Genomic DNA, 24,854 nt, shown 5'->3' on the forward strand with positions numbered 1-24,854 from the left:
GCCGTGCACGGGCGGTCATCGTCCCTGGTGCGCGGGGACATCGTCAGGCCGGAGTGTTCCATTCGGCGGCGGCGGCGCGGAGCGCGTCGGCCAGGCGGGCGGCCGGTTCCGGCAGGGGGCGCGGGAGACGGGCCAGCACCAGGCGGCGCCGCTCCTCGGGGCCGCCGTGCACGGACAGGATCCGTACGCCGGGTGGTGCGGCGGGGGCGAGCGAGGCGGGAACGGTGGTCAGGCCGCAGCCCGCGGCGACGAGGTGCAGCTTGGCCAGCCAGTCACGGGCGGTGTGCGCGATCACGGGGCGCTCGTCCAGGCCGGGCCAGACGCCCATCAGCTTCTCGTCGCCCGAGGAGGAACCGGCGATCCAGCGCTGTCCGCGCAGGTCGGCGACGTCGACTGAGTCGCCGGCGGCGAGCGGATGCGTGGCGGGCACCGCAAGACGGAGGCTGCGTTCACTGAGCGTCCGCACGGTGAGCGGTGGCGACTCCGTGTCGAAGGGGCGGAACGGCGGCATCGAGGCGAGCAGCGCCAGGTCCAGGGTGCCGGCCCGCAGCGCGCGGACCAGGGCGGGGGTGCTGCCCTCCCGGGTGCTCACCGTGATCGCGGGGTGGCTGCGGCGCAGCGCGGCGATGGCCCGGGGCAGCAGCACGGAGCCCGCGCTGGCGAACCAGCCCAGGCGCACGGTCCCGGCCTCGGCGGGCAGCCCGGCGAGTTCGCGCGCCGTCGCGTCGATCTGGTCGAGCACCGTCACGGCCCGGCGCAGCACGATGTGCCCGGCGGCGGTCAGCCGTACCCCGTCCCGGCGCCGTTCCAACAGCGGCGCCCCCGCCGCCCGTTCGAGCGAGGCGATCTGCCGGGACACCGCGGACTGGGTGTAGCCGAGCGCCGCGGCCGCCGAGGTGAGCGTGGACCGCTCGGCCACCTCGCGGAAGACGCGGAGCCCGACGAGAGAGACATCCGTGAAGTCCATGACGTTTACGCATACCAGACGTGAGCAACTTTCGTTGGACGCATGGCACAGGTGTTCCTAGCGTGGTGGGCATGACAGTTGCACGTATCGCTCTCGTCACCGGCGCCAACCAGGGGCTGGGATTCGCTCTCGTCGAGGGGCTCGCCGCCCGGATGGAGCCCGACGACCTGGTCCTGCTCACCGGGCGCGACACCCAGCGCGTCTCGGATGCCGTCTCGCTCGTCGCCAAGGCCCCCGGCACCAGGAGCCGGGTGGAGGGCCGGGTGCTCGATGTCACCGACGCGCCGGCCGTGGACCGGCTCGCCACCGAACTCCGCACCCGGTACGGCGGGGTGGACATCGTGGTCTCCAACGCGAGCGCCCTGCTCACCCCGGACCGGTCGCAGGCCGAGCAGGCGGACGAGTTCATCGACGTCGCCAACGGGGGCGCGCACGCGGTGCTGCGCTCGTTCGGCCCGGTGCTGCGTCCCGGTGGACGGCTGATCGTCGTGGCCAGCTCCCTGGGCACGCTCGGCCACCTGGATCCTCGCTTCCACCACCTGTTCGACGGCGCCTCGCTCGACGAGGTCGAGGAGGCGGTCGAGTCCTGGCGCGCGGCCGTCCGTGCCGGCACCTCGGAGGAACTCGGCTGGCCCCACTGGATCAACGTGCCCTCCAAGGTGGCCCAGGTCGCCGCGGTGCGGGCGGTCGCCGCCGAGCGCCGGGCCACCGACCTGGACCGGAACACCCTGGTCGCGGCGGTCTGCCCCGGGCTCGTGGACACACCGCTGTCCCGGCCGTGGTTCCCCGACTTCAGCCAGGCGCAGACCCCGGGGCGGGCCGCGGTGGCCGTACTCGACCTGCTGCTCTCCGAGAAGGCCGACGCGACGGCGTACGGGGAACTCGTGCGCTTCGGGGAGGTCGTGCCCTGGCAGGAGGGACGGCCGCCTGGCCACCAAGAACGACTCCTCGCCGAGTGATCAGGAGTGCCGGTCGGTCGGGGTGGGCGGCGACGCACGCGCCACCCACCCCGTACCCGCCGATCAGGCGTTGGGGTCGAACGCGATTCCGGCCGGCTTGGCCTTCTCCAGGTGGTAGTTGAAGTTGCCGTCCTTGAGTCCGAAGACGGCACTGCCGAAGTCGTAGGCGCTCAGCTTGTCGCGCAGACCCGCGGGGTAGCCGTCCCAGCCGACCAGGCTGGGGAACTGCCAGGTGTGGTAGTCGTTCTCCGGCGGTTCGTCGTTGGAGTTGGCCGGGCGGAAGCAGTGCGTGCTGATGCCGTCCTTGTGGTAGACGACCTTGGGGTGTGTGCCGTCCCAGCGGATCTGGTCACGGCCGTAGATGTTGAAGTTGCCGTGGGCCGAAGTGGACACGTACTTGGCCTCGTTGTCCTGCACCCACACCACGACGTGTTCCCAGTCGTTGCGGTGTCCGCCGAGGCCGCTGCCGGCCACAGCCTGGTCCTTCTCGAAGTACAGGCCGTACATGATGGCGCACCAGCCGTTGTTGCACTTCTCGCGCGAGTAGCCGTTCGTGTTGTCGAGGTCCCAGGAGTCGTGGCACTGGCCGTTCAGGGCCCCGGAGGGCTTGAGGCCGCCGTTGATGGTGCCGTCGGGGCCGATGGCGGGGGTCGGGTAGCAGCCGTCCGTGTCGTAGTCGTAGGCCGGCTGGAACGTCTGCTCCAGTCCGTCCGCGTTCGCGGGCAAGGCCTTCGGCGGGTCGGCGAGGGCGCTGCCGGGGAAGGCGACGACCAGCGCGACGGCGCTGCCGAGTATGAGTGAGACCTTGCGGATCCGCGAGCTTTTCTTCACTGCGTCCTCCTGATCGACCGCGGTGTGGGGGCGGGGCAGACCAGGGTCGCGTTGGCATGCCCAGCTCAGCTTTCCGGGGCGGTGCGGAAAACGCCAGTGTCTGGAGGTGTCCTAGTGATGAAGGATCAACCAATGAGGTGAGCGGCACCGCCCGTTGGGCGCCCAGGACGCGCGCTCGTCGCTCAACTCCCGTGTCCGGTGGCCTGGTTGCCACCGGACACGGAAGGGCCTGCTCGTACGGCTACACCTTGCCGTCTGCCAGCTTCCACTCCCGGTGCAATGTGCCCAGGGGAATGCCGTGTTCGAGGACGGGTGTGCCGAAGATGGACAGCTGGATGCGCAGGGTGCCGGTCAGGTCGACTCCGCCGTAGACGGCCCAGGAACCTGTCGCGCCGGCCCCGGTCTTCGCCGTGGAGCCGGACGCGGACGTGGCGTCGGCCGAGCCCGCGGCCTCACCGCGCAGATACGGGGCCAGGTCTGCGGTGACACCGACCGTGCCGTACAGACCGACGGTGGCCTCCGCGCCGAGGGACGCCTTCACGCTTCCGGCCGTGGTGACCGAGGTGCGGACCGGCGTGCTCGACATGTGCGACTCGTTGACCGGCGACCAGCCCTTGGCCTGGCCGAAGGTGCCGCCGGCCTTGAAGTCACCCTTGAGATCCTGCTCGATGTCGACGGTGACGCTTCCGTCGGCGCTGATCTGGAAGTAGCAGGTCAGATCGAGGTTCACCACGACGGGAATCGGGCCGACCTGGAGCACCGGGTCGGCGTGCAGCTTCGCGAACGGCAGCCGCACCGGCTGGGCGGAGGCGGCGGCGCGGCCCTTGACCGCCCACTGCGAGGTCCAGTCGCCGGAGAGACCGAGGTAGGCGGCCCCCGGCCCGGAGTCGGCCGCGTCACCGCCGTAGGAGAAGTCGACCTCGGGTGCGACCTGCACGAAGCCGGACACGGACGCCGTCGCGGAGGCGGGTGCCCCCTCGGCGGTGCCGACCTTCGCGCCGACATCGATCCGCAGGCTGCCGAGCGGGACCTTCGTGCCCTCGGGTCCGGAGTGGATGTCTCCCGTCTTCGCCCAGGAGACCTTCACATCGGGCAGCAGCCGCTCCACGTCGAAGGACGAGGGGTCGACGGGGACGGAGCCCTTCGCGTCGTCGTCACCGAGGAGCGTGTCCAGGGTCGTCGGCGCGGTCTGGACCTCGGTGCCGTCACCGCTCTCGCCGATCACCTTGGTGACCTTGGCGAGAAGTCCGTCCGGGGCGCCGGGCGCGGGGGCGCTGGCGATGACGTCGCCGACGGCGGTGCCGTGCGGCTTCGCCGTACTGGCGGCGGACGGGGACGGGGACTGGGACGGGGGCTGGGATGAAGTCCCCTTACTGACAGGGGATATGACGGCCCGTCGGGTGCGACTGTCGTACGACGAGACCTTCAGCGCGGCCTTACGGGCCTTGCCGCCCGCCGCGCCCGGCCGCGCGACGGCGGTCGAGGTGGCTGCCGCCTCGGGGGCGGCGGCGACGGCGAGCGACTGGCCGGCGTCCGCGGTCGCGGCGGCGGAGGCGTCGGCGTTCCGGGCGCGTTCGGCGCCGGAGGAGGAGTGTGTTCCGGGGTCTGCGGAGCAACCGGCGGCGAGAAAGAGGGCGGTTGCGGCGAGCGCGGGCATGACGGCGCGCAAGGGCCGCTTGCGGATACGCAAGATCAGTCCTGAGGGGGGTGGGGGGTGGCTATGGATTACCAGCGGGTAACCAGTGGCGAGCGTGTCATGAACCTGTGAAGTTCCGCTTCACGTTTCCGCACACTTCCCGGGTGATGTGCGCCACGCCTACAGGGTGTCGCTTCGGGGCTCCCAGCCCTCGTACGCGGCTGTCAGCAGGCCGAGCACACCGTTCGCGGTGACCTCGCGGGGGTTGGGATACGCCTCGGTGGCGGCCTGGGCGGCCGCGACCGTCAAGTCGGCCTCTTTCAGGCCGAGTTCGGCGAGGGAACGGGGAGCGCCGAGACCCAGGGCCAGCGCGCGGAGGGCGTGCGGGACGTCGTCGGTCTCCAGGGCGCGGGACAGGGCGGTGATCGCCCCGGGTGCGGCGGACGCGTTGTAGGCGAGGGCGTACGGGAGGACCACGGTGTGGGTCTCGGCGTGCGGCAGGCCGAAGGTGCCGCCGAGAACATGGCAGAGCTTGTGGTGCAGGCCCATGGTGGTGGCACCGAGGCAGGCACCGCAGAGCCACGCGGCATACAGGGCACGGCTGCGGGCGTCGAGGTCGTCGGGCGCGGCGGCCACCCGGGAAAGGGCCCCGGCCATGGCCCGTACGCCTTCCTCGGCCATCAGGGAGACGAGGGGCGAGGCGTCGGGCGCGTAGAGGGCCTCGGCCGCGTGCGCGAGCGCATTGATGCCGCTGGTCACGGCGAGCGGGACCGGGAGCGTGAGGGTGAGCTCGGGGTCGTAGACGACACTGCGGGGCTGGACGGCGGCGTCGCGTCCGGTGCGCTTCGCGCCGTGCTCGGTGAGGCCCCAGACGGGGGTCATCTCGGAGCCGGAGTAGGTGGACGGTACGGCGATCAGCGGCAGGCGGGTGCGCAGGGCGATCGCCTTGCCGAGGCCGATCGCGGAGCCGCCGCCGACCGCGACACAGCCGTCGGCACCGATCTCGCGCGCCACCTCGACGGCCCGGTCGGCGACCTCCACGGGCACATGCATACGGGCCTCGGCGTGCAGCCCCGCGCAGTGGTCGCCGAGCGCGTCCGCGACCGCCCGCGCGGTGGCCTCGCCCCGGCTGCCGCACACCACCAACACCCTGCGCAGACCGAGGCGCGCGGCCTCGCCCGGCGTCGCGGACACCGAGGCACCGGGACGGAAGACGACACGCGCGGGCCGGGTCTCGTACGAGAAGTCGAGGGGGGTGCTCATCCCGGTTCCTCCAGCCAGTCCAGTCATTGCGGCTCCAGTACGAGGTCGAAGCGTGCGTGCCGGAAGGGGTTGGGGATGCCGAACTCCCGTGCCAGGGAAGGATCGTCGGTCTCGGCGAAGTCGTGGACCAGGCTCTTCTTGACCGCGAACACCGCGTCGGAGCCGAGGTAGTCGCTGCCCGCCACGAAGATGTGTGTGGTGATGGGGGTGTGGCCGTCGGCCGTGGCGATGAAGTGGATGTGCGCGGGGCGGTACGGGTGGCGGCCGGTGGCCCGGAGCAGGTCGCCGACCGGGCCGTCCGTGGGGATCGGGTACGGGCTCGGCACGCAGGTGCGGAACCAGAAGCGGCCCTCGGCGTCCGCCGTGAAGAGCCCGCGTCCGTTGCCGGGTGGCTGGACGTCCGGCCGCTGCACGTCGTAGTAGCCCTCGGCGTCGGCCTGCCAGACGTCGAGGACGGCGCCGGGCAGCGGAGTGCCGTCGCGGGACAGCACCCGGCCGCTGATCACGCACGGCTCGCCGCTGCCCACCAGGTCGATGTCGGCGCCGAGTGCGCGTACCGGTGACTCGGTCATGTGGAAGGGACCGAGGACGGTCGACTCGGTGGCAGCCGGATCGCGGTGGCCGTTGAGGGTCTCCACGAGCATCGAGACGCCGAGCACGTCCGACAGCAGGATGAACTCCTGCCGGGTGTCGGTGCACTTCTGCCCGGTCGCCGTCAGGAAGCCGATGGCGCGCTCCCATTCCTCCGTCGTCGGCTCCGTCTCGCGGACGAAGTCGTGCAGGTGACGGGTGAGCGCGCCGAGCAGCTCGCGCAGCCGCGGATCGGCCGTGCCCTTGAGGCTGTCGACGACCGCGCCGGTGATGTCCGTCGTGAATTCCGTGGTCATGCCGCTCCCCTGGTCCCACAGATCATCCTGCCAGGCATGCGCCTCAGGCTACGAGGCTGTCGGAACTCATAGTTCGAAGCTGACGAACCCGTCCTCCGCGTCCGGCTCCGGCGCCGTCACGGTGTAGTTGAAGCGGTTCTTGAGGGCGGTGACGTCCCATATCGCCGCGCGGTCACGGTAGTTGAAGACGATCTCCTTCTCGTCTCCGCCGTGCTGGAGGATGCGGGCGACGGCGATCTCGTTGGGGTGGTCGTGCCGTGCGCCGCTGGTGGAGATCAGATAGCGGTCGCAGTCGATCAGGCCGAGCAGCTCGTTCGAGAGGTTGTGGTCGCTGCCGTGGTGGGCGACCTTGAGGACGTCGAGGTGGAGCCGACCGCCCGCCGCCTCGGCCAGCGGCCGTATCGACGCCACCAGTCTGCGGTCGTCCGCGTCGCCGGTGAGCACGATGCGCTTGTCCTCGAACTCGAAGAGCAGGCCGATGCTGGTGAGGTTCGTCTTCGAGGTGTCCGGCTTGAAGGGTGACGCGGCGAGCTGCTCCACGTTGGGGGCGCCGAAGTGCTCGAAGCCCTCCACCGGCGGGAGTTCGTCGGGATCCCGGCCCGGGATCAGCCCGTTCTTGGCGCATTCCGCGCTCCAGAGCGGGGCCAGCCGCTCCAGTTGCCCGCGGTCGGGCGAGAGCACCTCCATCGTGGAGCCGTCGTCGAACCAGGCGAGCTCCCGCCCGACTTCGACGCTGCGCCCACCGAACGCGTCGTTCCACGGCACCTTCTGGGCCAGCAGGGCACTGGTGAGCTTCTCGCCGTCCACGGCGCCGAACCCCTCGCTGTCGAGGAGTTGGTCGAAGCCGTTGAACCACACGTCCGCGAACTCCACCGACCTGTCGGGGTCGTCCATCAGGGCGAGCACCCCGAGGATGTGGTCCTGGTCGACATGGGTGACGACGAGGAGGTCGACCAGGCCGTCGAGCCCGGCGAGCGTCGGCCTGATGAGCGGGTACGTGCCCGAACGGCCGCCGTCGACGAGGATTCGGCGTACGAAGGTGTCGTCGCCGTACTCCAGGAGCAGGCAGTCGCCGTCCTCGCCGGGCATCATGGTGAACCTGATCATCGCGGCCTCCCGGACACGCCGGTCATCATGGCCTCCCGTGCGGAGCGGTCATCGCGTCCCCGGTGCCGAGCGGTCATGGCGTCCTCCCGCGCAGAGTGACAATCACGAACGGCTCGCGCGTGTCGACGCGCCACGACAGCCGGCGGGCCTGGTCGAGCCGGGCGGCGCACTCCGGGTCGTCGGGGAACTCGGAGAGGCCGTGGATGAGGCGGCTCAGGCCCAGGGTGAAGACCGGTACGCCGCGGTCGAAGGCCTCCAGGAGCGCGTCGCGCGCCGCCTCCCGCTCCGCCTCGCTGTGCGCCCGGCGCAGATGGCGCATCGCCCACAGCAGGGATCCGTCGCTCATCCAGTCGAACTCGTGCCGCAGCCGGGACAGCCACGGGTCCCAGCGGTGCGGCCGCTCGGACAGCTCGCTGCCGACCAGGACGTACGCACCGGCCACCGCCGCGAGCGGGTTCGTCATCTTGCCGTAGAGCATGCTCTCCGCGTCCTTGACGAGGGTCGCCGCCGAGTCGAAGGCGCCGCGGACCATGTAGCCCAGGGCGGGTCCCACCCGGCTGTCGCGCACGGTCACCGAGACGGCACTGCCGGTGGGGCTCTGGCGTTCGTTGACGAGGGCCTCGATCTGCGCGGTGCCCCACGGTGCTGGGAGGGTGACGACATAGTCGCTGCCTGCCAGCGAGACGACCAGGAACTGCCGGGGGCCGGTGGGTCCGTCGTGCGTGGGCTCGCCGTGCTCGTCGACCGGGCCGTTCGGGCCGAAGCGGTAGAGCCGCGCGGCCGCGTCGCCCAGATCGAGGCTGGGGATGGAGTGCGGCGCGGAGTGGGCGATCTCGAACACGACCGGTCGCTCCGGGGGCTCCTCGGCCAGCTTGAGCATGGAGGCGAACTGCCAGCTCGACGGCTTCGGATCGCCGACCCAGGCCGCGTGGCCGGGTTCGACGACCGAGTTCCACTCCCAGACCCCGGAGCTCGACCCCTGGGAGCGGGGCACCGGAATCGCCTCGCCGTCGTGGTAGGCCCCGTACGACTCGATGTTTCCCATGAGGTACTGCCAGGAGTGCGACTCATAGGGCGAGCGCGCAGTGCGGAGCGTCACGTTCGTGTCCGCGCCTTCCCGCACCTCGGCGTCCTTGGAGAGCACGACCCCGGAGGGCAGCGTTGCGGTCACGATGTGGGGGCCGGGTTCGACCTCGAAGCGTGCCGGTGTGGCCGAAGCCCCGCAGGGGAACAGGACGTTGCGGTGCGCGACACCGGTGCCGCCGGCCGGGTAGATGTTGCCGACGACCTTGGCCCCGTCGGAGACATCGGTTTCGTCGAGGCTCAGGGCGACCCGCACGCGCAGGGCGGCGCTCATGGCTTCACCAGATGCACACGCCGGAAGACCGGTCGTACGGTGATGGACTTGGTCCGCACGTCCCTCTCACCGAGTCTCGCCTCGAAGTCGTAGTTGCCGAAGCGGAGTTCGATGGCCCATTCGCTCTGCGGATCCGACCCGTTGACGTCACCGGGTGCCCGCCGCAGGCGCTCGTGGCCGTCCTCGCGGCAGACGAATTCGGCGTCGGCGTTCTCCTCCGCGCGCTCGCAGCTCACGTACACGGGGACGACCGGTGGCCCGGGCAGCTCGTGGAGGACGAACACGGGCAGTTCACCGACCGAGGGGACCTGGACACCCGCGACCGCTCCGGCGAACTGCGGCTGGTGCATGAAGTGGTCGATGGCTTCGAGGAGATGGGAGGTGTTGACCCGCCAGTCGCCCTCGGGATCGTCGCTCGCCGCCCCGGCGAGGCTCTTGAGCAGGGCCTCGGTGAACACGCTCACCTGTCCGGGCCGCGCGTGCGAACGGTCCCCGGCCAGCGTGGCGTAGTACGGAATGTGGAACCGTCTGGGGAGATCGAGGGGGCGCGCACCGGCCCCGAGCGGTGTCCGTCCGGCGAACCGTGTGCCCGAACTCTGGATCAACACATCGGAGTTGGACCGGCAGGCATCGACGAAGAACACCTGCTGGGTGGCCTTGCACCGCTTGAGCCCGTTCATCAGCCCCCCGAAGTCCAGTGCTCCGTTGAGGGGGTTGTGCTCGTCGGCGAAGATGTCGGCCGCAAGGAGCGCCATGTCGTCACCCTGCGAGACGCCGTGTCCGCAGAAGTAGAAGACGAGCCGGTTGTCGACGTTGCTGTCACCGCGGTCGTACCACTCCGTGATCGCGGCGAGGATGTTGTCGATGGTGGCGACGTCGACGTCGTGGGCGGTCTGGGTGCGGGGGTCCTTGAACGGGGCCGGCTGCTCCTCGCTCAGCAACAGGGCCACACTGCCGAGCGGTCGCTGCGGATCGTTGTACTCGGCCAGCAGCCAGGTCGCCAGGGCCCGGGCGGAGACGGGGGGCGAGCTGAGCTGCCGCATCCCGTCGGAGTCCGCCACCGGCGCCTCGCCACCGGCGAGATGCGGGTACTTTCCGACGCCGATGACCAGCGCGTGGGTACGCGGAAGGCCGGTGTCCTCTTCGAGGTGAACTATGGAACCGGCCATGGATCCTCCGGAACCCGACTGCGCCGGACGCTGCCCGGAAGGACGGAGACGCCCACGAGCAGCATTTCCCTTATTATATTTCTGTAAGTCCTGTATGTCCTGGTATGTCCCGACCCATCAGCGTCCTGGTCTGTCAGTGAACGTGAGGCCCGGCATGGCCAAGAATCTCGTCGTCTGTCTGGACGGCACGGGCAATCAGTTGAAGGCGAAAGGGAACACCAACGTCGTCCGGCTCTACGAAATGCTGGACCTCTCCGATCCCGCCCGGCAGATCGCCTACTACGACCCCGGCGTCGGCACCTTCTCCACCGCGGGCGCCTGGACACCCCTCGCCCGGCGCCTGTCGAAGCTCCTCGGCCTCGCCGTCGGCTCCGGCATGAGGGAGAACCTCGCCGAGGCGTACACGTATCTGATGGGGCATTACGAGCCCGGCGACCAGATCTACGTCTTCGGTTTCAGCCGCGGCGCGTACACGGCCCGCGCACTCGTGGGCATGCTCAAGGCGGTCGGCCTGATGCGGCCCGGTATGGAGAACCTCGTCCCGTACGCCGTGTCCGTCTACGCCAAGAACAAGGACTGGACCCGGCAGGACTGGGACCAACTCCACCATTTCGCGGGCGCCTTCAGCAACGCGGTCGAGGGGCGCGTCGGCATCTCCGTCACCTACCTGGGGATCTGGGACTCCGTGAAGGCGGCCGGCGTGCTGCGCTGGAACCTTCGGTGGCCGTACACCCGTCAGCTCCCGAACGTCCGCCGCGTCCGCCACGCCGTGTCCCTCGACGAGAAACGCAGACCCTACCGCGAGTACCTGGTCACACCCGACAAGAAGCACCCCGCGCCCGGCTCGGTCGAGCAGGTGTGGTTCGCCGGGGTGCACTCCGACGTCGGCGGGACCTTCGAGGACGATCCCCGGCTCCCCACCATCACCCTCAAGTGGATCGTGGACGCCGCTCTCGACGAGCACCTGCTGCTGAAGCCCGGGGCCTACGCGCGCGAGGTCACCCTCGTACCCGAGGACGCCCTGGGGAAGGTGCACCGGATGGGCTGGATCTGGTCCCTGCTCACCTACCGGCGCCGCAGACCGCCGCAGGGTTCACACGTGCACGCGAGTGTCCGTGCCCGCATCGAGAAGGACCCGGACTACGCGAACCGGATTCCGAAGACAGTGGAGTGGTCGGACAGCGACTGGCTCAAAGCAAGGGGTGTTCGGTGACGGCTTCCGTGGGGAACGGTTGACCTGGAGCGGCACGCGCACGGCAGGAGACACGGAAAGTATGATCAACCAATGTCTGACATGACCGAAACCACGCCCGGCTGGCTGTCTCCCGACGAGCTGGGAATGGCCCGCGAACGCATGCCGATCCTGTACGTCGAAGCGGTACCCGTACGCGTCGACGACAACGGCGAAGTCACCCACATCGGACTCCTGCTGCGCATCGGGCCGGACGGGACGGTCACCCGCGCCCTCGTCTCCGGCCGAGTGCTGCACCACGAGCGGGTCCGGGACGCCCTCCTGCGCCACTTGGAGAAGGACCTCGGCCCGGTGGCACTGCCGCGGGTCCCGGCCTCCCTGCAGCCCTTCACCGTCGCCGAGTACTTCCCGACGCTGGGAGTCACGCCCTTCCACGACCCCCGCCAGCACGCCGTGTCCCTCGCGTACATCGTCCCGGTGACCGGCGACTGCCGCCCCCGGCAGGACGCGCTCGACCTGGTCTGGTTCAGCCCCGAGGAGGCCTCGTCACCGATGGTCATCGACGAGATGCCCGGCGGGCAGGGCGTGCTGCTGAAGCAGGCCCTGGCACATGTCGGCTGCCTGTCCTGAACGGGGGCATGCGGAAAGGCCGTCTTCTCATCGCTGAGAAAACGGCCTCCGACCTGCTCAAAAGCTGGTCGGGACGACAGGATTTGAACCTGCGACCCCTTGACCCCCAGTCAAGTGCGCTACCAAGCTGCGCCACGTCCCGATGCGTTTCACCCGCGGTGCCCCGCGTGATCGTGCGAACAGAACTTTACCCCACGTCGGGGGCTGCTCCGAAGGGGGCGCGGGACGCGCGACAATCGGCGTATGAGCGGGACATCTGAGGCGCGGCAGGGCGACGGGCGCGATCGAGACACGCAGGGGCGGGCGCGGAGCGCCCGGCCGCGCGACGGGCTGGGGCGCCCCCTGCCGTACGGAGCGGACGGGGTGGAACGGCAGCCGGAAGGTGTCGTACGCGGCCCCGAGGAGACGGTCACCGAGGCGCAGGCGCTGCTGGAGGCGGGGAAACCGTTCCACGCGCACGAGGTCTTCGAGGACGCCTGGAAGACCGGCCCCGAGGACGAGCGGGCGCTCTGGAAGGGGCTGGCCCAGCTCGCGGTGGGGCTCACGCACGCGGCCCGCGGGAACACGACGGGCGGCGCCCGGCTGCTGCGGCGCGGCGCCGGGGCGGTCGAGGAATGGGCGTCGGGTAACGGCCGCGAGCGGCCGTATGGGCTGGATCTCGCGGAACTGGGCGCCTGGGCACGGGAGTTGGCGGGGGTCGTGGAACGGGACGGCACGGCGGTCAGCGCGCGGGAGTGGGCGCCACGGCTGCGCGGGCGGGGCGTCTGACCAGGAATCCCCGTGCCGGGTCACCGGTCCGATCCCGGGTGCGGTGCGTCCACTGTCAGTGGCGTGCGGCAGACTCTCGGTGTGCGAAAGATTCATGTCATCGGCATCGGGGCGGGCGACCCCGATCAGCTCACGCTGCAGGCGGTCAAAGCGCTCAAGGGCACGGACGTGTTCTTCATCCTCGACAAGGGCGAGGTGAAGTCCGACCTCGTCCAGCTTCGCCGTGACATCCTCGACGCGCACATACCGGAGGGGGCGTACCGCCTGGTCGAGGCCCGCGACCCGGACCGCGACCGTTCCGCGGGGGGCGCGGCGTACTCGCCGGCCGTCGGGGACTGGCGCAGCGCCCGCGCGGACATCTACGAGCAGCTGATCGCCGAGGAGCTGGGCGAGGACGAGAGCGGCGCGTTCCTGGTGTGGGGCGATCCCGCGCTGTACGACAGCACGCTCGGCATCCTGGAGGAGATCCTGGACCGGGGCGCGGTGGCGTTCACCTACGACGTCGTGCCCGGCATCAGCAGCGTCTCCGCACTCGTCGCCCGGCACCGCACGGGGCTGAACCGGGTCGCCCGCCCCGTCCAGATCACCACGGGCCGCCGCCTCGCGGAGGGCTTCCCCGACGGCGTCGACGACGTGGTCGTCATGCTGGACGCCCACCAGACGTTCCGGCAGTACGCCGACGAGGACATCGACATCTACTGGGGCGCCTACATCGGCACGCCCGACGAGATCCTCGCCTCCGGCCCCATAGCCGAGGCGGCTCCCCGTATCGAGCGCCTGCGGGCCGAGGCCCGGGAACGCAAGGGCTGGATCATGGACACGTATCTGCTGCGCAGGCATCCGCGGGGGTAGCGCACGCCCCGGCGACGGTACGCCGGGCGGGTGACCCCGCATGCAGCGGGCGTCCGCCGGTGTGATGGTGGCGAATGTGACGACCATCGAGGAAACCGCGCCGCCCGCGGCGGAGGCACCCGGGCCGCCCTTGCTGGACAAACGGCGCCGCAACGTCGTCTTCGTGACGATCATGCTGGGCATGCTCCTCGCCGCGCTGGACCAGACGATCGTGGGCACCGCCCTGCCGACGATCGTGTCGGATCTGGGCGGCGCGGCACATATGTCGTGGGTGGTGACGTCGTACCTGCTGGCCGAGACCGTGGCGACGGTGCTGGTCGGCAAGTTCGGTGATCTGTTCGGCCGCAAGGTGGTCTTCCAGGCGTCGGCGATCATCTTCATCACCGGTTCCTTCCTGTGCGGCCTCGCCACGAACATGTCGCTGCTGATCGCCTGGCGGGCCATGCAGGGCATCGGCGCGGGCGGTCTGATGGTGACCGCCATGGCGCTGATCGCCGATGTCATTCCGCTGCGGGAGCGGGGCAAGTACCAGGGTGCGATCGGTGCCGTCTTCGGCGTGGCCACCGTCATCGGGCCGCTGCTCGGCGGGCTCTTCACCGACCATCTGTCCTGGCGCTGGGCGTTCTACATCAACGTGCCCATCGCGATCCTCGTGGTCTTCGCCGCGGCCCGCACCATCCCCGTGGTGAAGTCGGCGGTCCGCCCCGTCATCGACTATCTGGGCATCGCGCTCGTCGCGGTCGGCGCCAGCTCACTGATCCTGGCGACGAGTTGGGGTGGCAACGAGTACGCGTGGGGGTCGGCCACCATCATCGGCCTGTTCGTGGGCGGTGTGCTCGCGCTCGGGCTGTTCTGCTGGGTCGAGACGCGCGCGGCCCAGCCGATGCTGCCGATGCGGCTGTTCAGCAACCCGGTCTTCACGGTCTGCTCGATCCTCAGCTTCATCGTGGGCTTCGCGATGCTCGGCGCGATGACGTTTCTGCCGACGTATCTGCAGTACGTCGACGGGGACTCGGCCACCGTCTCCGGTGTCCGCACGCTCCCCATGGTCATCGGTCTGCTCATCGCGTCCGTCTTCAGCGGCAACGTGGTCAGCAAGACCGGGCAGTACCGCATCTTCCCGATCATCGGCTCGCTGGTGATGGCCGTCGGGCTGTACCTGCTCTCGCTCATGGGTCCGGACACGGGTGCCTGGCTGGCGTCGCTGTACATGTTCGTGCTCGGTACCGGGATCGGCCTGTGCATGCAGGTGCTGACGATCGCCGTGCAGAACACCGTCGAATACGTCGACCTCGGCACCGCGACGTCCGGCGTCACCTTCTTCCGTACGCTGGGCAGTTCGTTCGGCACGGCCGTCTTCGGCACGATCTACACCAACACGCTGAAGCCGAACCTCGCCGACGGGGTCAAGGAGGCCGCGGCGACGGGCGCGGCGGACGTGGCCACGATCACCCAGGCCGCGCAGAGCCCGGAGGCGCTGCACCAACTGCCGTCGGCCGCGGCCCAGCCCATCATCGAGGCGTACGCAGACACGCTCCAGACGGTCTTCCTCTGGACGGTGCCGGTCGCGCTCCTCGGCTTCGTCGTGGCGCTCTTCCTCAAGCAGGTGCAGCTGCGCGACAGCGCGCGGATGGGCTCGACCGACATGGGCGAGGGCTTCGCCTCCCCGTCCACCGCCGATTCGCAGCGGCTTCTGGAGGCCTCGGTCGGAAAGATCATCGGCACCACCGAAATGGACACCGCGCGCCGTATCGTCACCGGCTCCAACACCCGTCTCGACATGGCGGGCGCCTGGGCCGTGATGCAGGTGGAGCTGCTCACGCGGCTGGTCGGCCACGCCAACCTCGGGTTGATCGCCACTCGCCGCCATCTGCCGCCGGAGGTCCTCGTGCCGGTCTTCGACCGCATGGTCGAGGAGGGCTATCTCACCCGCCACGGCTCGCTCTTCTCGCACACCGAGGCGGGCGAGCGCGAGGCCCGGGTCCTCAGCGACGCCTGGGGCACCTGGCTGGCCGAGTGCGTGGAACAGGACATCGGGCGCCCCTCCGGCAAGGACCTCCGCGCCGCCGTCGACACCATCGCCAAGCGTCTCCTCGTCGAGGACCTGACGAACGGCCTGCCGACCCAGACCCGGGAGCCGGCCTCCATCACGACGAGCTGACGGGCGGAGCCACCGCCACCGCCACCGCCACCGCCACCGCAGGAAAACGACGTGCTTCCCGCCGCCCGCGGTCGCCATACTCGTGCGATGGCCAGGCCCCAGTCCTCCGCTCCCGTCCGTTTCCGCGACCCGCGGCGCACCAAGTACGACTTCACCGAGTCGATCCTGGTCCGGTGTCCGCGGTGCGAGCGGATCGCTCACGTACAGCCGGCGCCGGACGAGGAGCGACAGGGCAGACCCGGCGGGGTTTTCGCGCCGCGGCGCCTGATCTGCCGGGGCTGCGGGCTCTCACGGCAGACGGACAGCAATCGCATCGCTCTGTGGCGGAGTTCCGCCGGGCCCGCCCTGGACCCCTACTTCGGCACCCCCCTCTGGCTCCAGACCGAGACCCGGCACGGCTGGCTGTGGGCCTACAACCTCGAACACCTCACATTCCTCCGGCAGTTCGTCGCGGCCTCGCTGCGGGAGCGGGCGCCCTGGTACGACACGGGCCAGAAGATGACGGTGGTCGCCCGGCTGCCGGTGTGGATCAAGAGTGCGAAGAACCGGGACGAGGTGCTGCGGGCCGTCGAGCGGATCCGGGGGTCCGTCAGCGCGGGCTGAGGTCCAGCCGGGCCAGGGCCGATGCCACGTCCGGTACCGCCGTCACACCCTCCGGGAGTGGTGGGCGGCGTACGACGACCACGGGGAGGCCGAGGTCACGGGCGGCGGTGAGTTTGGCCGCCGTGGCATCGCCTCCGCTGTCCTTGGTGACCAGGACGTCGATGCGGTGCTCGCGGAGCAAGGCCTTCTCTCCGTCCGGCGTGAACGGGCCGCGCGCCAGCAGCACTTCGGCGTCGGGGGGCAGCGGCGGCTCGGGCGCCTCCACCGAACGTACGAGGAAGTGGAGTCCGGCGAGATGTGCGAAGGCCGCCAGGCCCAGCCGGCCCGTGGTGAGGAAGACGCGGCGGCCCAACGCCGGGAGCAGTGCGGCGGCTTCGGTGAGGGAGGCCGCCGAGTGCCACCGGTCGCCGGGGCCGGGGCGCCAGCCCGGGCGGCGCAGCACCACGGCCGGAACTCCGGTGACCGCAGCGGCCCGCGCGGCGTTCGCCGTGATGCCGGAGGCGAACGGGTGCGTCGCGTCCACCACGGCAGCCACGCCGTGCTCGCGCAGCCACTCCGCCAGCCCTTCCGACCCGCCGAATCCCCCGATCCGTACGTCCCCTTCGAGCGCCCCGGGCCGGGACACCCGTCCCGCGAGGGAGGTCGTCACCCGCACCCCGGGACGCGCCGCCAGCCCGGCGGCGAGCTCGCGCGCCTCGGTGGTGCCGCCGAGGACCAGGACGTGGGGGGACATGGGGTCGAGCGTACGGGGGTGGGGTGGGGAGCGGAGGTTCGGGTGGACTAGTAGGTGCGGGCGTCCGGCGGGTCCGGCGGGTCCGGCGGAGTGAGTCGGCGGCGCAGGGCGCCTGCGTGCACGTGCGTCGCGGTCGCTGATCGGTATCGTCCGGACATGGAGTCGGTACGCGCGGTCCTGATCGACATCGACGGTGTGCTCACGGTCTCGTGGGAGCCGCTGCCCGGTGCGGTCGAGGCGCTACGGCGGATCCGGGCGTCCGGGCTCGGTGTCGCCCTGGTCACCAACACGACGTCCCGTACACGCGCGTCGATCGCCGCGACCCTGGCCGGAGCCGGCTTCCCCGTGGACGCCGAGGACATCCTCACCGCACCCGCCGTCACCGCCGCGTATCTCGCCGAGCGCCATCCGGGCGCCCGGTGCACCCTGCTGAACAGCGGTGACATCGCCGAGGACCTGGCGGGCGTCACGCTGCTCGACGACACAGACACGGGCGCCGACTCCGACACCGACACCGTGCCGGATGTGGTCGTCGTGGGCGGCGCGGGTCCCGAGTTCGGCTATGCCGCGCTCAACCGGGCCTTCGGGCACCTCCAGCGGGGCGCCCGGCTGGTCGCCATGCATCGCAATCTGTACTGGCGGACGGACCGCGGGCTACAGCTCGACAGTGGTGCGTTCCTGCTCGGTCTGGAGCGGGCGGCCCGCACCGAGGCGGAGATCACCGGCAAACCGGCGCCCGCGTTCTTCGAGACGGCGCTGGCACGTCTCGGGGTCGGTCCCGGGGAGGCGCTGATGGTCGGCGACGACATCGAGTCGGACGTACTCGCGGCGCAGCGCACCGGCATCACGGGTGTCCTGGTCAAGACCGGCAAGTACCTGCCGGAGAGCCATCGCGCGGCGAGCGGCGAGCCCGACCACGTGCTGGACTCCTTCGCGGATCTCCCCGCCCTGCTGAACGCCGCCGCCGGCCGGTAGCGGTCAGCGCAGCAGCAGCTGCACTCCGCCCACCACCGTCGCCGCGATCACCAGCCGTTCGAACAGCAGCTGGTTGATCCGGTTCACAGCCCATTTGCCGATGAACGCCCCCGGCACGACGAACGCCGCCAACGCCGCGTCCAGCAGCAGCGAGTGGCCGTCGATCAGCCCGAGGCCCACGCTGAAGGGCACCTTGGAGACGTTGACGATCAGGAAGAAGAAGGCGGAGGTGCCGAGGAAGCCCAGCTTGCGGAAGCCCGCCGAGAGGAGATACATCGACATCACCGGGCCGCCCGCGTTGGCGACCATCGTCGTGAAGCCGCCGAGCACCCCGTACGAACGCGCCTTGATCCGGCCGGTGCGGGTCGCCACCGAGTCGGGTTCGTCGTCCTGGGCGGCAGCCCGGCGACGCCACATGGTGACCGCCGCCATCAGCAGCAGGATCGCGCCGATCGAGGTCCGCACGACCCCGTCGTCGGCCCACACCAGGAACAGCGTGCCGAGGACGACGCCCGCGGCGACCGCCGGGAACAGCCGCCAGAGCGTCGGCCAGTGGGCGTGCCGCCGGTAGGTGAGTACGGCGAGCACGTCCCCGACGATCAGGATGGGCAGGAGCACCCCGGTCGAGGCGCGGGCGGGCAGCACGGCGGCGAAGATCGCCAGGCTGACCGTGTTGGCCCCGCTCACGGCGGTCTTCGAGAAACCGACGAGCAGGGCCGCGGCGGCGAGAGCGGCGAACTCCCAGATGGATATGTGCCAGAGCGTCATCGTGTTCATGCGGGGACCGATGCTATGCGCACGCATCTCACCGCGTAAGCAGCGTCTCGCCAGGTGACCTCCGCGGCACGTCGCGGCGGTCCCGCCGACGGACCGTCCCGCCGACGCCTGGTGCCCCCGCGTCAGCTCCCGTGGCGCGCCCGCGGCTCCCGCTTGAGGACCTTCGCGCTCGGGCCCAGCGGCAGCGCGTCGGTGGACTCCACGCGGCGCGGGTACGTGTGGCGGCCCAGGTGCTCCTTGGACCAGTCGGTGATCTCCGCCGCGTCCGAAGTGGTTCCCGGGGCGCGTACGACGACCGCGCACGCCTCCTCTCCGTGCGGCTCGGCCGAAGGCGTGGAACTGCGGCAGCGCGCCGAGCGCCATGTCGTCGGGTCGGATGTCTCCGTTCCTTGCTGCGGCTCTGGTTCCGCATGCCCTCGCGGTCAGCCGGGCGGCCGCGAGTCGCCCGGGGGTGGCAGACTGCTCGCACGTCGTGTCGAACGCGGGTCGGCAGGGCGAACTGGACAGCCGAGCAGAGGAGTTGACGCATGACGGGGACCGAGCCCGCCGCCCACCAGATCGACACCAGCAAGCCGCATCCGGCGCGGGTGTACGACTGGTACCTGGGCGGCAAGGACAACTACCCGGTCGACGAGCAGCTCGGGCAGCACATCATGTCGCTCGATCCGGGCGCCAAGCGTGCCGCGCACAGCAACCGCTGGTTCATGCAGCGGGCCACCCGCCACCTGGTCCGCGCGGCGGGCATCCGCCAGTTCCTCGACGTCGGCACCGGCATTCCCACGGAACCCAACCTGCACCAGATCGCCCAGTTCACCGCTCCGGACGCACGGGTCGTGTACGTCGACAACGACCCGATCGTCCTTGCGCACGCCGAGGCCCTGTTGCGCGGAACCCCGGAGGGAGTGACGGAGTACGTCCAGGCCGACGCGCGCGAGCCGCGGAAGATCCTCGAAGAGGCGGGGCGCGTACTCGACTTCGACCGTCCCGTAGCCCTGTCGCTCATCGCCCTGATGCACTTCATCGCCGACGAGAGCGGCGCGTACGAGCTGGTGGAGACCCTCGTGGAGGCGCTGGCGCCGGGCAGTTGTCTGGTTCTGTCCGCGATGACCGCCGACTTCGAGCCCGAGAACGTGCGGCGGGGCATCGAGACGTATGCGAAGGGAGGCGTGACCCTCGTGGGCCGCTCGCGCACCGAAGTGAGCCGCTTCTTCAAGGGACTTGACCTGGTCGAGCCGGGAATCGTGTCCGTGAAGGACTGGCATCCGGAACTCGGGGAGGGCGAGACCCCGATCGGCGACGCGCCTGTCTCCTTGTACGGCGGAGTCGGTTTCAAGGCCTAGCAGGGCCCTCGGCCCCAAGGCGGCACGGGGGCGAATCCCGGGACGACGGTGCGGCCCGTCATGTCGAGCACCTCGGCATCGGCGGTGATCTCGCGCTCCATCGCCGCGATCCTCCCGTCCTCGGTGAGGACGTCGCCCTGGGGCAGGTCCCCGATGTCGGGGTCCAAAAACGCTGTGCCGCACGGACGGCGACAGCCTCCTGGAGCATCTCGATCTCCTGGAGCACCCCGATCAGCTGCCTGATGGCGGGCCCGCGGGCCGCGCCCGGCCGGATCACGGCGAAGACGGTACGGCTGACGGTGAGAACCGTACGGCTGACGGGCTGCGCGAGCGGACAGCAGTGGTACGCGCGAGTCGGACAGCAGTGTCAGCAGGACTCCTCCGCCCCGGCGCACGACTCGTCCACGATCCCGAGCGTGACAAAGGCGCGGGTGAACGACATGAAGCCCTCCTCGCCCAGGGGCTCCACCACACGTCGGCGGACCGCCTCGGCGAACACCTTGGCCGCAGTCGTGGCGGTCTCCCGGCCGAGCGGTGTCAGCGCGGCGTACGTCACCCTGCGGTCGGAGCTGGACGGGCGGCGCTCGACGAATCCGGCGTCGGCCAGCCGGTCGACGACTCCGGTCGTCCCGGCGGTGGAGAAGCCGAGCGTCTGGGCGAGGAGCCGCATGGGGGCGGCCTGATCGGGCGCGGTGACCAGGAAGCAGAGCACTTCGAGCGACGAGGGCGGCAGACCGACCTCGCGCTGCGCCTCGGCGAGCAGTTCGTCGGTGAGGTCACGGAATCCCGACGCCAACGCATTCCAGCGCTGCAGCAGCTCGGTCAACTCGGCGCTCGGGCACGCCTCGTCGGCAGCGCCGGGGCACTCGACCTCTTCGGCTGACTGCTGGGACTCCCCCATGCGCTGACTCCCGTCGTCCAATCCCAAGGCCTGCCCCGTTCTTGATCCCAAGGCCTGCCCCGTTCTTGATTCCGGGGCCCGACCCGCTTGCCGAGGATACCTCGCACAGCTATTATCTCGCCAACTACCTAATAGCTGCCTAGGTAATAGCTAGCGGTGTATTGATCCTTCAAGCAACCCGCACCCGTCCCCCGAAAGGCATGAACGACCATGTCCCACACCACTTCGCACTCCCCCCAGTCCGGTTCGCTCGCGGAGGTCGCCGCCGGTCGCTGGACTCTCGACCCGGCGGGCACGACGGTCCGTGTCCAGCACAAGACGTTCTGGGGCCTGGTCAACGTCAAGGGCGTCTTCACCGAGGTCAGCGGCGACGGCGAGGTGCTCGCCGGCGGCGGCGCGCACGGCAGCGTGACGATCGACGCCGCTTCCCTGGACACCAAGAACGCCAAGCGCGACAAGCACCTGCGCTCCGCGGACTTCTTCGACGTCGACAAGCACCCCTCGCTCGTCTTCACCGCCAACGAGGTCACCGCGACCGGCAACGGCAGCGCCCAGGTCACCGGCGAACTGACCGTGACGGGCGTGAGCCGCGAGCTGTCCTTCACCGCCGAGGCGTCCGAGATATCGGCCGACGCGGTCACCCTCACCGCCGAGATCCCCGTGGAGCGCGCGCAGTTCGGCATGACCTGGAACCAGGCCGGCATGCTGAAGCCGCTGACGTTCGTCACGATCACCGCGCGCTTCACCCGCCAGGCGTCCTGACACCGCGCCCGTCCCGGCCGTCCTCCCCCGCTGCCACGCCGAACTACTCCACTAGGGTGAGCGTCTACGCGGGTGCGCGGGGCGGAGGGAAGCGAGCGGTGGGCAAGAAGGCGGTGACCTCGCCCCAGGGCGATACCTCGACGGTCAGGGACGTCGCGGCCCGGGCGGGCGTGTCGGCGTCCACCGTCTCCCGTGTGCTCGGCGGCACCTACCCCGTGGCCAAGGCCACCCGCGCCAAGGTCCTCAAGGCCATACGCGAGCTCGACTATGTGGTCAACGCACACGCCCGGGCGCTGGGCGGCTCCACCAACAACACGGTGGCGTTCGTCGTAGACGACGTCACCGGATCGTTCTACGCCCATATCGCTCGCGGTGTGGAGGAGCAGGCGTCCGCCGAGGGCCGGCTGTGCATGCTGTGCACCACGCACAACGACCCGCAGCGCGTTCTCGCGGTGGTCGAGACGATGCGTGAACAGCGCGCCGACGCCGTCATCGTGGTCGGCGGCGCCTGGGACGACCAGGCCTACCAGGACCGCATGACCCACTTCGCGCACGCCCTCGACCGGGCGGGCTCGCGGCTCGTCCTCGTCGGTCGGCCGCCGCTAGGCCCGGGAGTGCCCGCGACCGTCGTGGACTACGACAACGAGGGCGGCGCCTTCGCCATGACGACCCATCTGCTGAGCGCGGGCCACCGCCGGGTCGCCTATCTCGGCCGGGTGCCGGGCCTGTCCACCAGCGGCCAGCGCATCAGCGGCTTCACCCGGGCACACGAGATGCTCGACGTCGAGCCCGACCCCAAGCTGATCATCGACGGCACCTTCAGCCGCGGCTTCGGCTACCAGGGAATGCGTGAACTCCTCATATCCGGCGCCGAGTTCAGCGCCGTCTTCGCGGGCACCGACATGGTCGCGGCGGGAGCCCTGCAGGCGCTGAGGGAGGCCGGAGTGCGCGTTCCCGAGGACGTCGCGCTGGCCGGCTACGACGACATCCCGACCGCCATCGACGTGTACCCGACGCTGACCACCGTCCACGTACCGGCCGAGGCGCTGGGCCGTGCGGCCGTCCGGTTGGCGCTGCACCGCGAGGAGTTCCCGGAGAGCCAGCACCACGTGCTCGGCACCCACATCGTCGTACGGGACTCGACGCGGCGCCACGGCCGCTGATCGCACCCCCTTCTCCGATCGCGCTCCCTTCTCTGATCGCGCCCCCCTTCACGGAACGCGCCGACCGGTACCGCCGCACGGGTACGTCGCCCTGGCCAAGGCGCGCCGGGACTGGTGCATTCGGCCGACGGCAGGCAGACGGCCATTGCACGTGATGGTGTCCCGCCGCGCATACGAGGAGTGCCCGGCAGTGGCAGTGCGCCGATTGAACTGGCCCAAAATGCGTCAATATCACCCATATGCGAACTAACGTCAGGGGCGCGCCCTGATGGCGATCGGCCTGGGCGCCCTGACCGCGGGTTTCGCGCTGCTCGCCCTCTGGCCGGAGCCCACCGGCTACGGCGTGATCGCCGTCGTACTGACCTCGCTCGGCCTGGGTGACGGCCTGGCCATCACCACGTCCGCGGCCGTGCTGGTCTCCGCGGTTCCCGCCGAACGGGCCGGGCAGGCCGGCGCGGTCTCGGAGACGAGCTACGAGCTGGGGGTGGGCCCGGGCGTCGCTCTGCTCGGCTCCATCCATGCCGCCGTCTATCACGCGAGGCTCGGCCCTCTCCCCCTGGAGGGCGAACAGCTCCGCACCGCCAGGGAGTCCGCGGGCGGCGCCCATGATGTCGCCCAGGACATCGGCGGCGCCCAGGGCGCGGCCGTACTGAGGGCGGCGAGTGACGCCTTCGACAGCGCGCTCACCACAACCGCGTACGTCTCCGCCGCCCTCGTGGCGGTCGCCGCCGTCCTCACGGTCGCCCTCGTGCCCAAGGACTTCAAAGTGACCGGCACCCACTGACCGCGACGGCGAGCGGTCACGACCCGCGCAAAAAGGGCCTCCGCAGGCTCTCGCCCGCGAAGACCCTTCGCACCGTCGGGACGACAGGATTTGAACCTGCGACCCCTTGACCCCCAGTCAAGTGCGCTACCAAGCTGCGCCACGTCCCGGTGCCCGTCTGACCTGGTGTTTTCCCTGGCCGAACGTGCACCGAAACAATACCGCACTCGTGCCGGTGGTCGCGCACTCCTTTATTCGGGGCGAACGCGCCCTACGGGTTCGGCGCTACGGTTCGATGTTGACCTCAAGTTTGGTTGAGGTTGCACGATCGTCAGCATGAAGATCACGGCTCAGCGGAGCTACGCGTACACGGACCTGCCCCGGCTGATGGGGCTGATGACGGGCGACGAGAAGCACGGACCGGCGGCGACGTCCACCATGGACGCGCTGTGGGTGCTCTATGACCGGGTGCTGCGGCTCGGGCCCGGGCGGATGGAGGATCCGGGGCGCGACCGGTTCCTGCTGTCCAAGGGGCACGGGCCGATGGCGTACTACGCGGTGCTCGCGGCCAAGGGTTTTGTGCCCGTCGAGTGGCTGCCCGGCTTCGGCTCGTACGACTCGCCGCTGGGGCACCACCCGGACCGGGTGCTGGTGCCGGGTGCCGAGATCGGCAGTGGATCCCTCGGGCACGGGCTGCCGATCGCCGTGGGCACGGCGCTCGGGCTGCGGGCGCAGGGGCTCGACGAGCCGCATGTGTGGGTGCTGATCGGTGACGCGGAGCTGGACGAGGGCAGCAATCACGAGGCGATCGCATACGCCGGGCCCGCCGGTCTCGAACAGCTGCACACCGTCGTGATCGACAACTCCTCCGCCAGCCATGCCCGGCCCGGCGGGATCGCCGCCCGGTTCGAGGCGGCCGGCTGGTCCGCCGCGACGGTCGACGGCCGGGACCACGAGGCGCTGTACGACGCCTTCACCGCCCCTCATCCGGGCCTCCCGCGCGTGGTCGTCGCCCAGGTCGAGCCGAAATCCGCCTGAGCCGCGCCCGCCCCTCTCGT

The 24,854-nt window shown here is 70.6% G+C and carries 24 protein-coding genes, 2 tRNA genes and 2 pseudogenes; 13 read left to right on the top strand and 15 right to left on the bottom strand.

The features are described from left to right. Window positions 1-43: 43 nt before the first annotated feature. Entirely contained in the window at window positions 44-967 is a 924-nt protein-coding gene (locus tag OIC96_RS05125) for a LysR family transcriptional regulator (protein WP_330309063.1), read from the bottom strand. A 71-nt stretch (window positions 968-1,038) separates the two neighbouring features. Here OIC96_RS05125 and OIC96_RS05130 point away from each other — a divergent pair, with 71 nt between their 5' ends. Next, window positions 1,039-1,926 (top strand): SDR family NAD(P)-dependent oxidoreductase, encoded by an 888-nt coding sequence (locus OIC96_RS05130; protein WP_330309062.1) that lies wholly within the window; start codon window positions 1,039-1,041, stop codon window positions 1,924-1,926. A 63-nt stretch (window positions 1,927-1,989) separates the two neighbouring features. On the opposite strand, the gene OIC96_RS05135 is transcribed toward OIC96_RS05130, so the two are convergent. The 7 genes from OIC96_RS05135 to OIC96_RS05165 form a co-directional block, all read right to left on the bottom strand. Beyond that, a complete protein-coding gene (locus OIC96_RS05135) occupies window positions 1,990-2,757 on the bottom strand; it encodes an NPP1 family protein (RefSeq protein WP_330309061.1) in 768 nt (255 codons plus the stop codon). A 241-nt stretch (window positions 2,758-2,998) separates the two neighbouring features. After that, window positions 2,999-4,441 (bottom strand): hypothetical protein, encoded by a 1,443-nt coding sequence (locus OIC96_RS05140; protein ID WP_406502299.1) that lies wholly within the window; start codon window positions 4,439-4,441, stop codon window positions 2,999-3,001. A gap of 132 nt (window positions 4,442-4,573) precedes the next feature. After that, window positions 4,574-5,656, bottom strand: coding sequence for a maleylacetate reductase (locus OIC96_RS05145; protein ID WP_330309060.1), 1,083 nt, complete (start codon window positions 5,654-5,656; stop codon window positions 4,574-4,576). 23 nt (window positions 5,657-5,679) lie between these two features. After that, the gene (locus OIC96_RS05150; RefSeq protein ID WP_330309059.1) at window positions 5,680-6,543 is read right to left on the bottom strand and encodes a dioxygenase family protein; all 864 of its coding nucleotides are present in this window, start codon (window positions 6,541-6,543) and stop codon (window positions 5,680-5,682) included. Between the two features lie 66 nt (window positions 6,544-6,609). Next, window positions 6,610-7,650 carry a ComEC/Rec2 family competence protein gene (locus tag OIC96_RS05155; protein ID WP_330309058.1) on the bottom strand — a complete coding sequence of 347 codons (1,041 nt, stop codon included), beginning with the start codon at window positions 7,648-7,650 and terminating at the stop codon, window positions 6,610-6,612. A 73-nt stretch (window positions 7,651-7,723) separates the two neighbouring features. After that, window positions 7,724-9,007: a hypothetical protein gene (locus OIC96_RS05160; protein ID WP_330309057.1), complete on the bottom strand. Its 1,284-nt coding sequence runs from the start codon at window positions 9,005-9,007 to the stop codon at window positions 7,724-7,726. Next, window positions 9,004-10,176, bottom strand: coding sequence for a caspase family protein (locus OIC96_RS05165; protein ID WP_330309056.1), 1,173 nt, complete (start codon window positions 10,174-10,176; stop codon window positions 9,004-9,006). The genes OIC96_RS05160 and OIC96_RS05165 overlap by 4 nt, the downstream gene beginning before the upstream one ends. Window positions 10,177-10,330: 154 nt before the next feature. On the opposite strand from OIC96_RS05165, the gene OIC96_RS05170 reads away from it, so the two are divergent. Together OIC96_RS05170 and OIC96_RS05175 are read left to right on the top strand one after the other, a co-directional pair. Continuing rightward, the gene (locus OIC96_RS05170; protein WP_330309055.1) at window positions 10,331-11,389 is read left to right on the top strand and encodes a DUF2235 domain-containing protein; all 1,059 of its coding nucleotides are present in this window, start codon (window positions 10,331-10,333) and stop codon (window positions 11,387-11,389) included. 81 nt (window positions 11,390-11,470) lie between these two features. Then, complete coding sequence (locus tag OIC96_RS05175) at window positions 11,471-11,998, top strand: NUDIX hydrolase family protein (protein WP_330310382.1); 528 nt, start codon at window positions 11,471-11,473, stop codon at window positions 11,996-11,998. Between the two features lie 65 nt (window positions 11,999-12,063). Here OIC96_RS05175 and OIC96_RS05180 read toward each other — a convergent pair. Next, window positions 12,064-12,140, bottom strand: a tRNA-Pro gene (locus tag OIC96_RS05180). Window positions 12,141-12,241: 101 nt separating this feature from the next. Between OIC96_RS05180 and OIC96_RS05185 the strand changes: the two genes are divergently transcribed. The 4 genes from OIC96_RS05185 (at window position 12,242) to OIC96_RS05200 (ending at window position 16,382) form a co-directional block, all read left to right on the top strand. After that, complete coding sequence (locus tag OIC96_RS05185; protein ID WP_330309054.1) at window positions 12,242-12,766, top strand: DUF309 domain-containing protein; 525 nt, start codon at window positions 12,242-12,244, stop codon at window positions 12,764-12,766. A gap of 81 nt (window positions 12,767-12,847) precedes the next feature. Continuing rightward, window positions 12,848-13,618, top strand: a complete 771-nt coding sequence (gene cobF, locus OIC96_RS05190) for a precorrin-6A synthase (deacetylating) (protein ID WP_330309053.1) — start codon at window positions 12,848-12,850, stop codon at window positions 13,616-13,618. Between the two features lie 40 nt (window positions 13,619-13,658). After that, complete coding sequence (locus OIC96_RS05195) at window positions 13,659-15,779, top strand: MDR family MFS transporter (protein WP_406502204.1); 2,121 nt, start codon at window positions 13,659-13,661, stop codon at window positions 15,777-15,779. 87 nt (window positions 15,780-15,866) lie between these two features. Then, complete coding sequence (locus OIC96_RS05200) at window positions 15,867-16,382, top strand: hypothetical protein (RefSeq protein ID WP_330309052.1); 516 nt, start codon at window positions 15,867-15,869, stop codon at window positions 16,380-16,382. Here the strand turns inward: OIC96_RS05200 and OIC96_RS05205 are convergent. Next, window positions 16,369-17,115, bottom strand: coding sequence for a cobalt-precorrin-6A reductase (locus OIC96_RS05205; protein WP_330309051.1), 747 nt, complete (start codon window positions 17,113-17,115; stop codon window positions 16,369-16,371). The two genes, OIC96_RS05200 and OIC96_RS05205, sit on opposite strands and share 14 nt — an antisense overlap. 156 nt (window positions 17,116-17,271) lie before the next feature. Here OIC96_RS05205 and OIC96_RS05210 point away from each other — a divergent pair, with 156 nt between their 5' ends. Beyond that, the gene (locus tag OIC96_RS05210; RefSeq protein ID WP_330309050.1) at window positions 17,272-18,090 is read left to right on the top strand and encodes an HAD-IIA family hydrolase; all 819 of its coding nucleotides are present in this window, start codon (window positions 17,272-17,274) and stop codon (window positions 18,088-18,090) included. 3 nt (window positions 18,091-18,093) lie between these two features. On the opposite strand, the gene OIC96_RS05215 is transcribed toward OIC96_RS05210, so the two are convergent. Both OIC96_RS05215 and OIC96_RS05220 read right to left on the bottom strand, forming a co-directional pair. After that, a complete protein-coding gene (locus OIC96_RS05215; protein WP_330309049.1) occupies window positions 18,094-18,867 on the bottom strand; it encodes a sulfite exporter TauE/SafE family protein in 774 nt (257 codons plus the stop codon). 122 nt (window positions 18,868-18,989) lie between these two features. Next, window positions 18,990-19,190, bottom strand: a pseudogene (locus tag OIC96_RS05220) (AMP-binding enzyme); the annotation flags it as partial. Window positions 19,191-19,394: 204 nt separating this feature from the next. On the opposite strand from OIC96_RS05220, the gene OIC96_RS05225 reads away from it, so the two are divergent. Then, complete coding sequence (locus tag OIC96_RS05225; protein WP_330309048.1) at window positions 19,395-20,207, top strand: SAM-dependent methyltransferase; 813 nt, start codon at window positions 19,395-19,397, stop codon at window positions 20,205-20,207. A gap of 32 nt (window positions 20,208-20,239) precedes the next feature. Here the strand turns inward: OIC96_RS05225 and OIC96_RS05230 are convergent. Beyond that, a pseudogene (locus OIC96_RS05230) lies at window positions 20,240-20,374 on the bottom strand (amidohydrolase family protein); the annotation flags it as partial. A 200-nt stretch (window positions 20,375-20,574) separates the two neighbouring features. Continuing rightward, a complete protein-coding gene (locus OIC96_RS05235) occupies window positions 20,575-21,108 on the bottom strand; it encodes a MarR family winged helix-turn-helix transcriptional regulator (RefSeq protein ID WP_330309046.1) in 534 nt (177 codons plus the stop codon). A gap of 210 nt (window positions 21,109-21,318) precedes the next feature. On the opposite strand from OIC96_RS05235, the gene OIC96_RS05240 reads away from it, so the two are divergent. From OIC96_RS05240 to OIC96_RS05250, 3 genes are all read left to right on the top strand, one after another. Further along, complete coding sequence (locus tag OIC96_RS05240) at window positions 21,319-21,870, top strand: YceI family protein (protein ID WP_330309045.1); 552 nt, start codon at window positions 21,319-21,321, stop codon at window positions 21,868-21,870. A gap of 98 nt (window positions 21,871-21,968) precedes the next feature. Next, complete coding sequence (locus tag OIC96_RS05245) at window positions 21,969-23,033, top strand: LacI family DNA-binding transcriptional regulator (protein WP_406502298.1); 1,065 nt, start codon at window positions 21,969-21,971, stop codon at window positions 23,031-23,033. A 268-nt stretch (window positions 23,034-23,301) separates the two neighbouring features. Next, on the top strand, window positions 23,302-23,817 hold the full coding sequence (locus OIC96_RS05250; protein ID WP_330309044.1) for a hypothetical protein: 516 nt from the start codon (window positions 23,302-23,304) through the stop codon (window positions 23,815-23,817). 75 nt (window positions 23,818-23,892) lie between these two features. Here the strand turns inward: OIC96_RS05250 and OIC96_RS05255 are convergent. Then, window positions 23,893-23,966, bottom strand: a tRNA-Pro gene (locus tag OIC96_RS05255). A 166-nt stretch (window positions 23,967-24,132) separates the two neighbouring features. Between OIC96_RS05255 and OIC96_RS05260 the strand changes: the two genes are divergently transcribed. Continuing rightward, window positions 24,133-24,834, top strand: a complete 702-nt coding sequence (locus OIC96_RS05260) for a transketolase (protein WP_330309043.1) — start codon at window positions 24,133-24,135, stop codon at window positions 24,832-24,834. Window positions 24,835-24,854: the final 20 nt, after the last annotated feature.

Source organism: Streptomyces sp. NBC_00775 (assembly GCF_036347135.1).
GTDB lineage: Bacteria > Actinomycetota > Actinomycetes > Streptomycetales > Streptomycetaceae > Streptomyces > Streptomyces lutosisoli.

Excerpts from the sequence above, each read along its gene's own strand:
- OIC96_RS05125 (WP_330309063.1), bottom strand. The coding sequence starts at position 967 with ATGGACTTCACGGATGTCTCTCTCGTCGGGCTCCGCGTCTTCCGCGAG.
- OIC96_RS05130 (WP_330309062.1), top strand. The coding sequence starts at position 1,039 with ATGACAGTTGCACGTATCGCTCTCGTCACCGGCGCCAACCAGGGGCTG.
- OIC96_RS05145 (WP_330309060.1), bottom strand. The coding sequence starts at position 5,656 with ATGAGCACCCCCCTCGACTTCTCGTACGAGACCCGGCCCGCGCGTGTC.
- OIC96_RS05150 (WP_330309059.1), bottom strand. The coding sequence starts at position 6,543 with ATGACCACGGAATTCACGACGGACATCACCGGCGCGGTCGTCGACAGC.
- OIC96_RS05155 (WP_330309058.1), bottom strand. The coding sequence starts at position 7,650 with ATGATCAGGTTCACCATGATGCCCGGCGAGGACGGCGACTGCCTGCTC.
- OIC96_RS05160 (WP_330309057.1), bottom strand. The coding sequence starts at position 9,007 with ATGAGCGCCGCCCTGCGCGTGCGGGTCGCCCTGAGCCTCGACGAAACC.
- OIC96_RS05165 (WP_330309056.1), bottom strand. The coding sequence starts at position 10,176 with ATGGCCGGTTCCATAGTTCACCTCGAAGAGGACACCGGCCTTCCGCGT.
- OIC96_RS05170 (WP_330309055.1), top strand. The coding sequence starts at position 10,331 with ATGGCCAAGAATCTCGTCGTCTGTCTGGACGGCACGGGCAATCAGTTG.
- OIC96_RS05175 (WP_330310382.1), top strand. The coding sequence starts at position 11,471 with ATGACCGAAACCACGCCCGGCTGGCTGTCTCCCGACGAGCTGGGAATG.
- OIC96_RS05185 (WP_330309054.1), top strand. The coding sequence starts at position 12,242 with ATGAGCGGGACATCTGAGGCGCGGCAGGGCGACGGGCGCGATCGAGAC.
- OIC96_RS05195 (WP_406502204.1), top strand. The coding sequence starts at position 13,659 with ATGCAGCGGGCGTCCGCCGGTGTGATGGTGGCGAATGTGACGACCATC.
- OIC96_RS05200 (WP_330309052.1), top strand. The coding sequence starts at position 15,867 with ATGGCCAGGCCCCAGTCCTCCGCTCCCGTCCGTTTCCGCGACCCGCGG.
- OIC96_RS05205 (WP_330309051.1), bottom strand. The coding sequence starts at position 17,115 with ATGTCCCCCCACGTCCTGGTCCTCGGCGGCACCACCGAGGCGCGCGAG.
- OIC96_RS05210 (WP_330309050.1), top strand. The coding sequence starts at position 17,272 with ATGGAGTCGGTACGCGCGGTCCTGATCGACATCGACGGTGTGCTCACG.
- OIC96_RS05215 (WP_330309049.1), bottom strand. The coding sequence starts at position 18,867 with ATGAACACGATGACGCTCTGGCACATATCCATCTGGGAGTTCGCCGCT.
- OIC96_RS05225 (WP_330309048.1), top strand. The coding sequence starts at position 19,395 with ATGACGGGGACCGAGCCCGCCGCCCACCAGATCGACACCAGCAAGCCG.
- OIC96_RS05235 (WP_330309046.1), bottom strand. The coding sequence starts at position 21,108 with ATGGGGGAGTCCCAGCAGTCAGCCGAAGAGGTCGAGTGCCCCGGCGCT.
- OIC96_RS05240 (WP_330309045.1), top strand. The coding sequence starts at position 21,319 with ATGTCCCACACCACTTCGCACTCCCCCCAGTCCGGTTCGCTCGCGGAG.
- OIC96_RS05250 (WP_330309044.1), top strand. The coding sequence starts at position 23,302 with ATGGCGATCGGCCTGGGCGCCCTGACCGCGGGTTTCGCGCTGCTCGCC.
- OIC96_RS05260 (WP_330309043.1), top strand. The coding sequence starts at position 24,133 with ATGAAGATCACGGCTCAGCGGAGCTACGCGTACACGGACCTGCCCCGG.